The organism is Aurantiacibacter atlanticus, assembly GCF_001077815.2.
In the GTDB taxonomy this organism is placed as follows: Bacteria; Pseudomonadota; Alphaproteobacteria; order Sphingomonadales; family Sphingomonadaceae; genus Alteraurantiacibacter; species Alteraurantiacibacter atlanticus.
In genome coordinates this window covers 1,371,145-1,385,016 of sequence record NZ_CP011310.1, presented here as the reverse complement: position 1 = coordinate 1,385,016, position 13,872 = coordinate 1,371,145, and the positions used below count along the sequence as shown (strand labels likewise).

The following is a 13,872-nucleotide window of genomic DNA, read 5'->3' as shown; positions in this document are numbered from 1 at the left end:
TGAACGCTGGATTAAGCCTAGTCTTCTGCATTCGCAGCATCTGCGTTGGCAAGCGCCCCATTGCGCGGGTATTTCTGCATCAGACCCCAATAGAGCGCGCGATACCGTTCAATCATGCGCGCCTCGTCAAATTCAGCGCGCGCCTTCACGCGGTTTGCCTTACCCATGCGTTTGCGGCTTTCAGGATCGTCAGCAAGATCGCAAAGCGATTTGGCCAGCGCCACCTCGTCACCCGGATCGACCAGCGCAGGGCCATTTTCGCTGGCCACCATCGCACCGATATCCCCCACGCGCGGCGCCACCACCGGCAGGCCCGCGGCCATCGCCTCTACGACGGATATGGGGAATTGTTCGGAATGGCTCGACAAGGCGAATATATCGAACAGGCCGACCAGTTTTTGCGGCTGGGCGACAAAGCCGGGCAGGTGGACGCGGTCTTCAAGGCCCAGCCGCTCCGCCTCCGCCAGCAGCGCTTCGCGTTCCGGCCCTTCGCCCGCGATCACCAATTGCCATTCAGGCGAAAGATCAGCCATGGCGCGCACCAGCATATCAAGCTGCTTGACCTTGCGCAGGCCAGCCAGCGCCCCGATCCAATATTCGCCCTTGTGCTTGAGCAGCAGTGGCAGGACATCGCGCTTTGGCGGCGCGGCAAACGCGCGGGTGTCAATACCGTTGGGAATACGGCGGACGCGGGTGCGCGGCTGATCCCAAATGGTCAGGGCAATGTCCTCCAGCGTGACCGAAGGCACCACCAGCGCCGCAGCCCGGCCCAGCGCAATGCGGCGATACCAGTTGCGGCGCTTTTTCAGGCGCTTGGCCTCGTCTTCGTTGAAACCGTCTTCATGATGGACAAGCGGTGGCAGCTTGAATGCATCGGCGAAGATCGTATGCGCCATCACCGCGTCGATCGCACCCCAATTATAGGTGCAAATGAGGTCATATCCGGCCATTGCCCTGGCCAGCTTGACCATCCGTCCGGGCGTCGGCCTGCCTGTGAGCGAGGGAAATTTAGGCCAGCTGATGCGCGGCTTTTTGCCGATGAGATGCGCTGCCCCGCGCTTTTCCAGATCGCCCGATACAATCGCATGATCAACCTCCCTGCCCCAGGCATTGATCAGCTGGACATTGCGCAATTCCTTGCCGCCTGCATCGAAGGTGGAATGCAGATGCAATATCCTAGGCGCCTTGCCGGCCTTGCTTGCCTTCGCGTTCATGCCACCTTCCCCAACAATCGTGCGATAGCTGCCTGAGCGACGGGTTCTTCCAGCGTAGGCGAATGGCCGACGTGCGGCACGGTCACCGCTTCGCAATCGGGGAGCTCGCGAGCCATGCGCGCAAGCGTTTCGGCAGAAAGAATGTCCGACAATTCTCCACGCAGGGCAAGAACAGGCCGCCCTGCGAGCTGGCGAAATACCGGCCACATATCGGCCGCGATCCCGCCTTCCATATCCTGCGCCAGCGCATCGGCAATATGCATGTCGTAATCCAGCGTAATGCGCCCGCTACCGCCGATGCACATCTGCCGTTTGGCCAGCCGCAGCCAGTCTTTCATGGCATAATCGGGATAGGTCCCAATACTGCCTTCGCGCAGTGAACGGGCCGCATGCATCCACGTAGGAAAACTGCGTCCCTGTCCGACATATTCGCGGATACGCTCCATCCCGTCGGTTTCGACATCGGGCCCAATATCGTTGAGCACCACGCCGGCGATATGGTCCGGCTCGCTTGCGGCCAGCATGACAGAAATGATGCCGCCCAATGATGTGCCCAGCAGCACGACCTTTTCCAGCCCCGCCGCGTCGAACAATCCGGCAATGTCTTTGACATATTGGACCGGCGTATAGCTTGCCGATTCCTTGGCATAATCACTTTCACCCCGGCCACGCAGATCGCAGGCTATTACGCGCCATTCGCCGGCGAATGCATCGGCCACAGGCGTAAAATCGCGGGCATTGCGGGTCAGGCCCGGAATGCACAGGATCGGCGGGCGATCATCGCGCCCGCCATAATCGCGGTAATGCAGTTCCAATCCGTCACTGCTTTGCCAGGTCTTTTTGCTGAAGGCTTCGTCGCCCACTCATATTCCCCGTTTAATGTCCACCTTGCGGATGGCCCTGCCGATGGCCACTAATGGTAGGATGCGCAAAGAACCGCAACCTGCCGATTATCGCCCCGACACGAAAATCACCGAAATTGCGCAATTTATTGCCGATCCGGTGCAAGCAGCAAATTTTCCGGCCCATGAATTACGCTTTCGCAATGCCCGCTGGGACAGGGCGGTAGGGCTGGCGAGCCTTAGCGATGCCGATTGGGTGCAGCATTTCGGCCTGTTTGAACCTTTGCCGGACAATCTGCCCCAGCCGCTTGCCCTCAGATATCATGGCCACCAGTTCCGCTCTTACAATCCTGACATCGGTGACGGACGCGGGTTTCTTTTTGCGCAAATGCGCGATGGCGAGAACCGCCTGCTCGATTGCGGCACCAAGGGCAGCGGCACAACGCCATACAGCCGCACGGCTGACGGACGATTGACGCTGAAAGGGGCCGTGCGAGAAATTCTCGCCACCGAGATGCTTGAAGCGCAGGGCGTGTATACATCGAAGACCTTCTCCGTCATCGAAACGGGGGAGCAGCTGGTACGCGGTGATGAACCCAGCCCCACCCGATCAGCTGTCATGGTGCGGCTGAGCCATGGGCACATCCGCATCGGCAGCTTCCAGCGGCTGATGGTGTTGGAGCAGCCCGCCGCCCTGGCTCAACTGGTCGGTTATTGCCTTGCCGCCTTCCCTGGTCCGCCGCCTCCTGCTGATGCGCCGGGGCGCGATCAGCCTGCGGTCATCCTGCTGCATCAGGTGGCGGAACGACTGGCCGATCTTGCTGCCAGCTACATGGTCGCAGGTTTCGTTCACGGCGTGCTCAATACCGACAATATGAACATATCGGGCGAGAGTTTTGACTACGGTCCGTGGCGCTGGTTGCCGCAGTGGGATCCGCACTTTACAGCTGCCTATTTCGATCAAACCGGTCTTTACGCTTTCGGGAAACAGCCAGAGGCGATCCGCTGGAATCTCTCCCAGCTGGCCGTCGCACTGCGCCCGCTGGCCGAATCCGAACCGCTGATTGCCGCGCTCGATCGATTCGGTCCCTTGTATGAAGCGGCGATGATGCGGCGTTTCTGCTGGCGGCTGGGCGTGCAGCAACGCGATCAGGAAAGCGATGCAGCGCTGCTTGGTGCCGCCGAAATGACCATGCGCGAAAATAAGGAAGGCCCGGATGCGTTCTTCTATCGCCATCGCGGTGGCCGCGGTGCCACGGGCGATCTGGCACAAGTCCTTGCCGATTATGAAGCCATAGATGCGCAGCCGCATGAATACTGGTCGGACGGAGCGCCCGAAACCATGCTGATCGACGAGGTCGAAACCTTGTGGGACGCCATAGCCGAGCGCGACGACTGGGCTCCGCTTTATCAAAAGGTGGAGCGGTTGCGCCGTATGGGCGGCGCTTTTGGCGAACTGCCCGCCCCCCAAGGCCATCGATAACGTGACATATAGGGATAGGTTCAAACGTAACTTTGCGCCTACGCACAACTCTCTCTAAGAAGCGGTTGAATTTGGCGCTCGGGAAGGTGCAAGCATTGTCGGTAACACAGGAACTCGTCTCTTTTGAACCTGCCACGGGTGCAGAAATGTGGCGTGCGCCGCATGGTGATGTGGATCAGCTGGTGGAGCAGTCAAAACGCGCCTGGCCCGCATGGGCCGCGCAGCCGCTGGCCGTGCGGATCGAACTGGTGCGCCGCTTCGTTAATGAAGTGCGCAAGGATCAGGAAGAACTGGCCGAACTGATTGCACGCGAGACGGGCAAGCCCCTGTGGGAAGCCCGCACCGAGGTCGAGGCTGTGATGGCCAAGGTCGATATCTCGGTCAATGCCTATGCCGAAAGGACCGGCCAGCGAAAGCTAAACAGCGCCTTACAGGGCACAGCGGCGCTGCGACACAAGCCGCATGGCGTCATGGCGGTGCTTGGCCCGTATAATTTCCCCGCACATCTCCCCAATGGCCACATGGTGCCCGCGCTTATCGCCGGTAATACGGTGATCCTGAAGCCATCGGAAAAGACCCCTGCGGTTGGCGCAAAGCTGGTCGAACTGTTCAATCGCGCAGGTATTGCCGAAGGCGTGGTGCAATTGCTGATCGGCGGTCCTGACGAAGGCAAGGCGCTTGTGGCCCATCGCGATGTGAATGGCGTATTGTTCACCGGGTCCGCGCAGGTCGGCATAGCTATCAACCGCAAACTCGCCACCGAGCCGGGCAAGATCCTGGCGCTGGAAATGGGCGGCAATAATCCGCTGGTCGTGTGGGACACGCCCAAGATCAGCGATGCCGCGGCGCTCATCATCCAGTCCGCTTTTACAACTGCTGGGCAGCGTTGCACCGCTGCGCGCCGGCTGATCGTGAAGGCGAGCATGTATGACAGCGTGATCGGCGAACTGAAGGCAATGGCGGATCGGATCATCGTGGGCGCGCCTTTTGATGAACCTGCACCATTCATGGGTCCGGTGATCGACAATGATACGGCCGACCAATTGACTGAAAGCTTTGTCTATCTGCTGTCCAACGGCGGCAGGGCGATCAAACACATGCGACGTATGCAGGACGATCTGCCTTTCGTTACCCCTGCCATCATTGACACCACAGCCATGATTGACCGCCCCGATGTCGAATTGTTCGGCCCCTTGCTTCAGGTCATCAAGGTCGATGATTTTGATGAGGCAATTGCAGAGGCGAATAATACGCGCTTTGGCCTTTCGGCTTCACTGGTTGGCGGCACCCCCAAGCAATATAATCGTTTCTGGGCGAATGTCCGCGCCGGGATCGTCAACTGGAACCGCCCCACCAATGGTGCATCCTCCGCTGCGCCATTTGGCGGGATCGGCTTTTCGGGCAATCACCGTCCGGCGGCCTTCTATGCTGCGGATTACTGTGCCTATCCCGTTACCAGCACCGAAATGGAACAGCCGCGCGCCAGCCTGGGCGTCGGTATCAAACAGGGCTGAGCAGGCAAGGCTTGTCGCCTGCCGGACGACAGTCTAGCGGGCGCTCATGGCAGACGCAGAAACAAGTCGCGGCAAGGCGCTACTTTCCGCGATGATGTCCCACCTGATATGGGGTACGCTGCCGCTTTACCTGCTGTTGGTGAAAGAAGTTCCGGTCCTCGAATTCGTCGCATGGCGCACGGTTTTTGCACTGCTGTTCTGCATCGCCCTGTTGGGGAGGCGGCAGCGTTTCTCCGAATTTCGTGCTTGCCTTGCCGACCCGCGCACCATGCGCACGCTGGCTCTCAGTTCCGTGATGATTGCCATCAACTGGATCGCCTATGTCTGGGCGATCCAGGCCAATCATGTCTACGCCGCCAGCCTTGGCTATTATATTCTGCCGCTGAATATGATGTTGTTGGGCCTGGTATTTCTAGGTGAAAGCCTGTCGCGGCTGCAATGGATTGCGGTGGGGCTGGCAGCCCTTGGTGTTGCTACACTGGCTGCAGGCGCGCTTACCACCTTGTGGGTCAGCCTGCTGCTGGCGTCGAGCTTCGCGGTATATGGCCTGCTGCGAAAGAAGGTAAATGCCGGCCCCGTCGTAGGCCTGACGATAGAGGCGCTGATTTTGCTCCCCATCGCCGCTGTCTATCTCGTATGGGCTGAAATATCCGGCGAAGGGCTGGCCTTCGGACGCGATGCACTGGAAACCTTCGCCATCATGCTGGGCGGGGTGCTTACAGCGATGCCGCTATTGCTGTTCGCCACTGCCGCACGCGCCCTGCCCTATACGCTGGTTGGCTTTCTGCAATTTGCTTCCCCCACCATCGTCTTCATACTTGGACTGACGGTATTTGGAGAGGATTTGAACCACGCTCAGCTTGCATGTTTCATCGCGATCTGGGCATCAGTCGCACTGTTTAGTTGGGATGTGTGGCGCAAATCACGCCGTGCGAAGGTTGTGCCGGCAGCGGGCTAATCCACCAAGGTCCAGCCCAGTGTCTCGCCCGCATGAAACGGCACGACGTATTCCCCATTCGCCATGATGGTGGCCGGGACCGTGCAATTGCGCTTTTCCAGCGTAATCGTGCTTTCATTCACCGGCAGCCCGTAAAAGGCCGGACCGTGGAGGCTGGCAAAACCTTCAAACCTGTCCAGCGCGCTCTCGGCTTCGAACACTGCGAGATAGCTTTCCAATGCAAAGGGCGCGTTGAATATGCCTGCACAGCCGCACGCACTTTCCTTGGTTTCGCGCGTGTGCGGGGCGCTATCTGTGCCCAGGAAAAATTTCGTCGATCCTCTGGTGGCTGCCGCTCGCAGCGCCAGCCGATGCTTTTCCCGCTTGGCCACAGGCAGGCAATAGGCATGCGGGCGCATCCCGCCCACCAGCATGGCATTGCGATTGATATGGAGATGCTGCGGCGTGACCGTGGCCGCGACATTGGCTGGCGCTGCTTCGACGAATTCCACAGCATCCTGCGTGGTGATGTGTTCAAACACCACCTTGAGGCCGGGCTGGTCCTTCAACAATGGCGCAAGCACCTGCTCGATAAACACCGCTTCACGGTCGAATATATCGATCTCGGCAGATGTCACCTCGCCATGCACGCACAAAACCATGCCGACTTCCGCCATGGTTTCGAGCACGGCGCGGATATTCGCCACATCGGTCACGCCGCCATCGGAATTTGTGGTAGCACCGGCAGGATAGAGCTTTGCCGCAGTGAACACACCCTCGGTAAAGCCGCGCCGCACCTCGGCAGGATCGGTTCTGTCGGTGAGATAGCAGGTCATCAGCGGCGTAAAGGCCGAACCTTCTGGCAGAGCGGCCATGATACGGTTTCGATAGGCGATGCACGCCTCTATCGATGTCACCGGCGGGGAAAGATTGGGCATGACGATAGCGCGGGCAAACTGGCGCGCGGTAAATTGTGCCACGCCTTGCAGCATCGCCCCGTCGCGCAGGTGGACATGCCAATCATCGGGGCGGCGGATCGTCAGCTTCGTCGTCATGGGATTGCCTATGGCGCGCCCCGCCCTATCTGTCACCCATGACTATTGGCCAATTGAACAGCCGCGCCGTGGTGCGCGTTTCCCCTCTGGATGAGAGCGAGGATGCCGCGGCCTTTCTGCAGGGCCTCCTCACTAATGATGTCACCGGCACATTGCCTGTCTATGCCGCGCTGCTGACTGCGCAAGGCAAGACAATGGTGGATATGCTGGTGTGGCGCGACGAGCATGACATTCTGCTGGAGTGTGAGGCCGCAGAGGCAGAAACGCTTGCCAAACGGCTCTCGCTTTACCGCCTGCGTCGCAAGCTGGACATTGCCGTGGATGCAGGTCTGGCTGCTTTCTGGAGTGATGAGGCGGCAGACGGTTTCGTGCCTGATCCGCGCCTGCCGGCACTCGGCTATCGGCGCCTCGGCGCGATCAGCACGGGGGCAGACGGTGTTGATGAAAGCTATCTCGACCAGCGCCTTTCATCGGGCGTTGCCGAAGGTTCGACCGAACTGGGCGACATCCTGTGGCTGGAGACCAATGCAGCCGAACTTGGCGGGGTCAGCTTCACCAAGGGCTGTTATATCGGGCAGGAGAATACCGCACGGATGAACTGGCGACAGAAGATCAATCGCCGGGTCGTGGTGGTCCCACTCGCCCAATCCCAGGAAAAGCGCTGCAAAGCTGCCTACCCGGCACTGGGCCTGGCAGTCGATCACTTGCGGGTGGACGACATCCCTGCCGAAGCGGTGCCAGATTGGATGACGCTGGCAGCGGGCGAAGCCTGAACCACCGCCGCTTCGACAGATGCGGCATTGGCCTGATAAGCGGCGACAAGCATCTGTTCTGCCCGATCACGCGCAACGCTGCGCTTCACCGTCAGCGATTCGGCGAGCGGTTCGCCCAGCAGCGCATCGCCCAGAGCCAGCAGAACCAGCGTGAAGGTTGTTTCATGCATGCGCAGATCGCCGCCAGTATGTGCTTCATCCGGGTTAAGGTCGTGCACCAGCGCGTGAATCGACTCGATTATTGGATTGAGGGCATCTTCATTGCCCGATGCCAGCATCCAGCTTGCCAATTGCCCACCACCTTCACGCCCGAAGGCATCGAATGCGAGATCGACGACTTCGCGCGGCGAACCGATACCGGCCCGCGTTGCGCGCACAGCTTCGCCGATCGAATCGCACACTGTTCGCGCCAGATGGCGCGCCAATTCTTTTTGCAGGCCCGAAGCGCTACCGAAATGGTGCAGTAAATTGGCATGCGTGCGCCCCACCATCGAAGCGACCGCTTTCAAAGTCACCGCCTGCGGACCTGCGTCTATCAACAGTGCCCGCGCGGCTTCGAGCGCAACCGCGCGACTTTCTTCTGGAGGCAAACGCCTCTTTATTGACATCAGTGTAAGCGCCCTTCACAATTCGACTTGTCAGTTTCCTGACAGATAATTGGATGATGGTATGACTGCAGAACCGCACTGGCAAGCAAGCAAGCCTGTCGATCACCCCCTTAAGGTGCGCGATCGCCGCTTCGGACGCGGTAAAAAGCGCCCCCGCGGCACCGATCCGGTCGCGGCAGCCTGGTTTGCCGCATTATCTGCCAGCTTTCCGCGCGGTGAAGCGATGTTTATTGATGCGGTGAAGGCGCACCGTGCAGACACACCGGCAAAACTGACAGGGGAAATCCGCGATTTCATCCGTCAGGAAGTCAATCACTCACGCGAGCATGTCGCCTTCAACCGCGCGGTTGAAGAAGCAGGATATGATCTCACATTTATTGATGCACGGGTAAAGCAACTTGTCGGCGATACGCAGAAAGCCCCTGCAATTGTGCAATTGGCCATTACCTGCGCGCTGGAACACTTCACCGCCATGTTCGCCCACCAGTTTCTCAAATCCCCTCATACGCTGGCAAGTGCGGGGATGGGAGATCGACAATTATGGTTGTGGCACGCGGTCGAGGAGATTGAGCATAAGGCCGTGGCCTATGACACGTTCATCCATGCCACACGTAATTGGTCGTCTTTCAAACGCTGGCGGATGCGATCGCTGGTCATGCTGTTGGTAACAATCCGCTTCCTGCGCAATCGTTCAGCCGATGCGGTCGAATTGCTGGCACAGGACGGGGTGACTGGTTGGCGAGCAAAGGCGCATCTGGCACATTATCTGATTGTTAAACCTGGCATATTGCGCAGTATTTTCCCATCGTGGCTCGGCTATTTCCGGCCGGGTTTCCATCCCTGGGACCATGACGACCGGCACCTCATCGCAAAATGGGACAGGGAGTTGGACGATGCGCCGGAAGCAGCAGCCTAGGCTGCGACCGGCCGATTATCGTCCTTGGCGCCAGCCAGATGTATGGCATAACGGCGCATCATCATCACTTCACCACCGCGGGCAATGCAATAAGTTGGTGCGATTTCGCCCGTGGGCTGGAATCCGCAGCGCCGCAAGACCTTGCTGCTGGCAGAATTGTCCAGATAATGGCCGGCCTCCAATTCGCTGATGCCCAGACCTTGCGCTATTGCGATAATGCCGTGCGCCGCCTCCACCGCAAAACCGCGCTTCTGCCATCTGCGTGCGATCCAGTATCCCAGTTCGTATCGACCATTGCTGTTTGGGCGCATGCCGATCTGTCCGACAACCGGAGCACCGTGCTTTTCGGGCAGAGTGACCGAAAGACGAATCTCGCCATCCTCGGGCAGGCTCATGCAATAAGCGCGCGCCTGTTCTTCACCATAGGGCCAAGGTGCATTCTCCAGCATGCTGACCACACGAAAATCGGCAATGCCTGCCATGATATCGTGCCAGTCTTCGGGGAAAACAGGCCGCAGAAACAGCCGTTCGGTACGCATGAACATCTCACATCTCCTCAAAAGCCGGCGGCCTGCCTCCAGTAGACAGCCGGTGCGTCAAAACGAGGAAAGAGAATCAAAAAAGGAGACGGGGCGGCCCCATCTCCTTCCAGTTCTTCGGATTATCGAAACTCCGAAAAGGGCCATCCCGGTGGATGAGCCCTTTGTCGGATCATCCGGCTTTATTCGGCGGCTTGGGCCATCGCGTCTACTGAGACGTATTTGCGGCCCAGCTTGCCACTGTGGAAACGGACCTTGCCCGCTTCGAGCGCAAACAGCGTATGGTCCTTACCCATACCGACATTGACGCCGGGATAGAACCTCGTGCCGCGCTGACGCACAATAATATTGCCCGGAATCACGTCCTGGCTACCAAACTTCTTCACACCGAGGCGACGACCGGCCGAATCACGACCGTTGCGCGACGAACCGCCAGCTTTTTTATGTGCCATTGTGCCTTACTCCGTATTCGTGACCCAGTTAAACCGGGATTATTCCTTATCGGCCTTTTTGGCCGATGCTTTCTTCGCAGCTGGGGCGGCATCCTTTGCAGGAGCAGCCTTGTGCGTGTCAGGCGCGGCCTTCTCTTCGGAAGTATCCTTCTTCGGAGCGGCGGCCTTCTTGGCTGCAGCTTTCTTGCCTTCACCTACACCGGTGATGCGCAACAATGTCATCTGCTGGCGATGACCAGCCTTGCGGCGATAATTATGGCGACGGCGCTTCTTGAAGACCGTTACCTTCTCGCTCTTGGCCTGGGCGATGATTTCTGCAGAGACAGTGACCTTAGCGCTGTCTGCTAGATCGGCGCCTTCGCCGGCCAGCAGGACATCGCCTAGCGTGATGGAGTCACCAGCGTCACCCGCCAGCTTCTCTACTGCGATCTTGTCTCCTTCGGCGACGCGATATTGCTTGCCGCCCGTGCGCACTACTGCGAACATGGTGCTAAATTCCGTTTATCTGGTGTTCCCGCTGCAGGACCGGCCAATAGGCCCGCCCGCCTCAACAACAAAAAGGGCGCCCAAAAAGGGGCACCGCGAAGAACGTCGCCGTTAGGCCACCTGCCCAAGGCTGTCAACCACCAGATGGACCAAAGCAGCGCCATTTCTTGGGGCAATTGTACGCTGGAAAGCCGTGCAGCCACGATGTAGGGCGATGGCGTGATGATGCAAATACGTTTAGCGATCCTGCCGTTTCTGGGCGGTCTTGTGGTTTTGACCGGCGGCTGTGCCAGCGCCTCGGGCGACTATCCCTCGCTCGCCTTCCGCGATGGAGAGCGCTGGGCGGGCACATTCGATGTTGCGGAGGCAGAACCCTATGTGCCTGAGCCGCCGGCAGCGGAGACAGTAGAACGCACAGTGCAACTCGCCCGCGAGGCGCGGTCTGCCCACGATGAATTTCTCGCTGCCGCTCCTGAAGCAGAACGCCAAACTTCTGCTGCGCAATCTGCCGGGGTGGGAAGCGAGGCATGGTCGGTGGCACAAGTTGCTCTCGCCAATCTCGAATCGCGCCGCAGCCGCGCAATGATTGCTCTGGCTGATCTAGATCGGATCTATGTCGACACTTCAACCGCCGGAGAGGCAATCGCCCCGATTGCGGATGTGCGCGGAGAAGTTGCGGCCCTGATAGACACAGAGAACGCACTGATCACCCGACTCGCGTCACGCCTCTCCCGCTAGCAGGCGATAAGGTCAGACCAGTGCCGCGATCGTCACAAATGCAAGGCCCCACGCAAGGATCAGCACGGGCAGGATAAGGACCTGGACGCTTGCATCACGTGAGCGCGTGTGGCCGGAGGCCGTGGCAATCCCGCGCTGGCTGAAGTGCGCCCATGTCGCGGGCTTGCTGCTGGTGAAGGGCTTCATACGCGTCCACATCGTGGGCAGCCCGAAGCCGGCGACAATGATCAATACGCAGATCGCGATCGGAATGACCATCACCGGATTGCCAAATCCCCAGCACAGGACAGCGATAAACCCCAGATAGAGCCCCACAGTGGCCATGTAGAGTTTCTTGGGCAGGCCGAATGTGCGATCCACCGGATCGTTGCGTACGACAGCAGGTGGCGCAGCGTGGATATCGGCAGCGCGGGCGATTTGTTCGCGAGTAAGTTGTTCGGCCATGATGTTTTCCTTCCAGTTGCAGGAAGGAAGTATGAATACGCGCAGGCCAGCACGCATTGATCCCGGTCAAGTCGGGCGAATCATTCGCTCCATCGCGCCAGATCGGCATGATCAGCGGTCCGCGGCTCAACCCAGTGCCAATTGCCTTCACGCTTTTCGCGCTTCCAGAACCAGCTGTCAGCCTTGAGGTGATCCATGCAATAATCGACCGCATCAATGGCGGCGCGGCGATGGCTGGCGCAAGCGGACACCAGCACGATCGACTCTCCGGGAAGCATGATGCCTGTGCGATGCACGATGATAAGGCCCATCAGCGCGAACCGGCCCGCCGCGTTTCTGGCAAGCCGCTCCATACCGCGCACGGTCATGCGGTCATAATGGAGCAGTTCGAGCGCCTCGACGCCGTCTTCGCCGCGCACTTCGCCAACAAAGCTGCAAACCGCCCCAAGCCCCGGATGCGCAGATGTGAAAGGCCCGACACATGCGCCAGGATTAAAAGGCTTATCAAGCAGCTTGACCGTGATAGCCATTCTAGCCGCCGCTGACAGGCGGGAGCAGCGCGATTTCAGATCCATCCACGGCTAATAGCGTTGTCTTATCCGCCAGCAATTCTCCATCAAGCGCCAGTTTGACCGTTTCACCTGCTATAAACTCACCGAGATCATCGCCAAGCGCGGCCAGCAGGCCTTGCCAGTTGAGCGGAGCGGCCAACTCTCGCTCCCCCTCGCCTGCAAGATCGGCCAGCTTGCCAAGAAAAACCAGCGTGACCACCATCAGCCACCTGTCACCGACATGTGACGGGCCAGCGTGGGCAATGCTCCATCGCCAATCTCAAAATGGTGGCGCTCGGGCTTTATTCGCATTGCCTCGTCCAGCGCGGCGGCGAGTTTGCCATCGGGAGAGTCGGATCGCAGGGCAGCGCGCAGATCGACCTGCTCTGACCCGCCGAGGCAAGCAAAAAGCTGGCCGGTCGCGGTAACGCGGATACGATTGCACGATGCGCAGAAATTATTGGTCAGCGGGGTTATGAAGCCTAGCCGACCGCCGCTCTGTTCCACACGCACATAACGCGCCGGCCCACCGGTGCGGTCGGCAATATCATGCAACGAAAATTGCTGTTCCAGCCGCTCTCTCACAGCGGGCAACGGAAGGTAATGATCAACCCTTTCGGTATCGGTTTCGCCCAGCGGCATAACTTCGATCAGCGTCATGTCATGGCCTTCACCATGTGCCCACCGGACAATTTCGGGCAATTCCGCCTCGTTCAGCCCTTTGAGCGCAACGGTGTTGATCTTTACCTGCAGGCCCGCTTCGCTTGCCGCAGCAATTCCGCGCAACACCTGGGCAAGGCGATCTCGCCTGGAAAGCTGCGCGAACAGCCGGGCATCCAGCGTGTCGAGACTGACGTTCACCCGCCGGACGCCTGCGGCATACAGTTCAGGCGCAAACTTCTCCAGCTGAGTACCATTCGTAGTGAGGGTCAATTCTTCCAGCCCAGCTCCCAGCCTGTGCCCCAATGCGCGCACCAGATCCATGACATCGCGCCTAACCAGCGGTTCACCCCCGGTAAGCCGGATGCGGGTGATGCCGCGATCGATAAAGGCGAGGCCCAGCTTGTGCATCTCTTCCAGACTCAAAACATATTTCTTGGGCAGAAATTGCATCGCTTCGGGCATGCAATAAGCGCAGCGCAAATCGCAGCGATCGGTCACCGATAGCCGCAAATAGGAGATGCGGCGGTCGAACGCGTCGATCAGGGGCTGCGAACAGCTCATTTATGTCCTTCGATGGCGACGGTTTGCCAGCCAGCATTATTACTGCCTGTTTCTCCGATATGCAGCGCAAGGTTACGCACAGATAGCAGCGACGCA

17 protein-coding genes are annotated in these 13,872 nt (G+C 59.3%); 6 read left to right on the top strand and 11 right to left on the bottom strand.

Translation table 11 applies throughout. From position 1 onward, the window contains the following. Positions 1-17: 17 nt before the first annotated feature. Together CP97_RS06670 and CP97_RS06665 are read right to left on the bottom strand one after the other, a co-directional pair. A complete protein-coding gene (locus tag CP97_RS06670) occupies positions 18-1,214 on the bottom strand; it encodes a glycosyltransferase family 4 protein (RefSeq protein WP_048885299.1) in 1,197 nt (398 codons plus the stop codon). After that, the gene (locus CP97_RS06665; RefSeq protein WP_048885298.1) at positions 1,211-2,077 is read right to left on the bottom strand and encodes an alpha/beta fold hydrolase; all 867 of its coding nucleotides are present in this window, start codon (positions 2,075-2,077) and stop codon (positions 1,211-1,213) included. Before CP97_RS06665 ends, CP97_RS06670 begins: the two co-directional genes overlap by 4 nt. A gap of 61 nt (positions 2,078-2,138) precedes the next feature. Between CP97_RS06665 and CP97_RS06660 the strand changes: the two genes are divergently transcribed. From CP97_RS06660 to rarD, 3 genes are all read left to right on the top strand, one after another. After that, positions 2,139-3,539: a protein adenylyltransferase SelO family protein gene (locus tag CP97_RS06660; RefSeq protein WP_048885297.1), complete on the top strand. Its 1,401-nt coding sequence runs from the start codon at positions 2,139-2,141 to the stop codon at positions 3,537-3,539. A 95-nt stretch (positions 3,540-3,634) separates the two neighbouring features. Next, positions 3,635-5,053, top strand: coding sequence for a succinylglutamate-semialdehyde dehydrogenase (gene astD, locus CP97_RS06655; RefSeq protein ID WP_227819706.1), 1,419 nt, complete (start codon positions 3,635-3,637; stop codon positions 5,051-5,053). Positions 5,054-5,099: 46 nt separating this feature from the next. Further along, positions 5,100-6,011 (top strand): EamA family transporter RarD, encoded by a 912-nt coding sequence (gene rarD, locus CP97_RS06650; RefSeq protein ID WP_048885296.1) that lies wholly within the window; start codon positions 5,100-5,102, stop codon positions 6,009-6,011. Here rarD and pyrC read toward each other — a convergent pair. After that, positions 6,008-7,045, bottom strand: coding sequence for a dihydroorotase (gene pyrC, locus CP97_RS06645; RefSeq protein ID WP_048886800.1), 1,038 nt, complete (start codon positions 7,043-7,045; stop codon positions 6,008-6,010). The genes rarD and pyrC overlap by 4 nt on opposite strands. A gap of 38 nt (positions 7,046-7,083) precedes the next feature. On the opposite strand from pyrC, the gene ygfZ reads away from it, so the two are divergent. Further along, positions 7,084-7,818: a CAF17-like 4Fe-4S cluster assembly/insertion protein YgfZ gene (gene ygfZ / locus CP97_RS06640; RefSeq protein WP_048885295.1), complete on the top strand. Its 735-nt coding sequence runs from the start codon at positions 7,084-7,086 to the stop codon at positions 7,816-7,818. Here the strand turns inward: ygfZ and CP97_RS06635 are convergent. Further along, positions 7,746-8,426, bottom strand: a complete 681-nt coding sequence (locus CP97_RS06635) for a TetR/AcrR family transcriptional regulator (protein ID WP_063612383.1) — start codon at positions 8,424-8,426, stop codon at positions 7,746-7,748. The genes ygfZ and CP97_RS06635 overlap by 73 nt on opposite strands. Positions 8,427-8,487: 61 nt before the next feature. On the opposite strand from CP97_RS06635, the gene CP97_RS06630 reads away from it, so the two are divergent. Continuing rightward, positions 8,488-9,342, top strand: a complete 855-nt coding sequence (locus CP97_RS06630; protein ID WP_048885294.1) for a metal-dependent hydrolase — start codon at positions 8,488-8,490, stop codon at positions 9,340-9,342. Here the strand turns inward: CP97_RS06630 and CP97_RS06625 are convergent. From CP97_RS06625 to rplU, 3 genes are all read right to left on the bottom strand, one after another. After that, complete coding sequence (locus tag CP97_RS06625) at positions 9,339-9,887, bottom strand: GNAT family N-acetyltransferase (RefSeq protein ID WP_048885293.1); 549 nt, start codon at positions 9,885-9,887, stop codon at positions 9,339-9,341. The two genes, CP97_RS06630 and CP97_RS06625, sit on opposite strands and share 4 nt — an antisense overlap. Before the next feature lie 176 nt (positions 9,888-10,063). Further along, positions 10,064-10,333 carry a 50S ribosomal protein L27 gene (rpmA, locus tag CP97_RS06620; RefSeq protein WP_048885292.1) on the bottom strand — a complete coding sequence of 90 codons (270 nt, stop codon included), beginning with the start codon at positions 10,331-10,333 and terminating at the stop codon, positions 10,064-10,066. A gap of 39 nt (positions 10,334-10,372) precedes the next feature. Beyond that, the gene (gene rplU / locus CP97_RS06615) at positions 10,373-10,819 is read right to left on the bottom strand and encodes a 50S ribosomal protein L21 (RefSeq protein WP_048885291.1); all 447 of its coding nucleotides are present in this window, start codon (positions 10,817-10,819) and stop codon (positions 10,373-10,375) included. Between the two features lie 222 nt (positions 10,820-11,041). On the opposite strand from rplU, the gene CP97_RS06610 reads away from it, so the two are divergent. Further along, positions 11,042-11,557: a hypothetical protein gene (locus CP97_RS06610; protein WP_048885290.1), complete on the top strand. Its 516-nt coding sequence runs from the start codon at positions 11,042-11,044 to the stop codon at positions 11,555-11,557. Between the two features lie 12 nt (positions 11,558-11,569). Here the strand turns inward: CP97_RS06610 and CP97_RS06605 are convergent, their stop codons facing one another. The 4 genes from CP97_RS06605 to moaA form a co-directional block, all read right to left on the bottom strand. Further along, positions 11,570-12,001 carry a hypothetical protein gene (locus CP97_RS06605; protein ID WP_048886798.1) on the bottom strand — a complete coding sequence of 144 codons (432 nt, stop codon included), beginning with the start codon at positions 11,999-12,001 and terminating at the stop codon, positions 11,570-11,572. 80 nt (positions 12,002-12,081) lie between these two features. Then, positions 12,082-12,531, bottom strand: coding sequence for a molybdenum cofactor biosynthesis protein MoaE (locus CP97_RS06600; protein WP_048885289.1), 450 nt, complete (start codon positions 12,529-12,531; stop codon positions 12,082-12,084). 1 nt (position 12,532) lies between these two features. Then, positions 12,533-12,775: a MoaD/ThiS family protein gene (locus tag CP97_RS06595; RefSeq protein WP_048885288.1), complete on the bottom strand. Its 243-nt coding sequence runs from the start codon at positions 12,773-12,775 to the stop codon at positions 12,533-12,535. Beyond that, entirely contained in the window at positions 12,775-13,776 is a 1,002-nt protein-coding gene (gene moaA / locus CP97_RS06590; protein ID WP_048885287.1) for a GTP 3',8-cyclase MoaA, read from the bottom strand. The genes CP97_RS06595 and moaA overlap by 1 nt, the downstream gene beginning before the upstream one ends. Positions 13,777-13,872 lie beyond the last annotated feature (96 nt).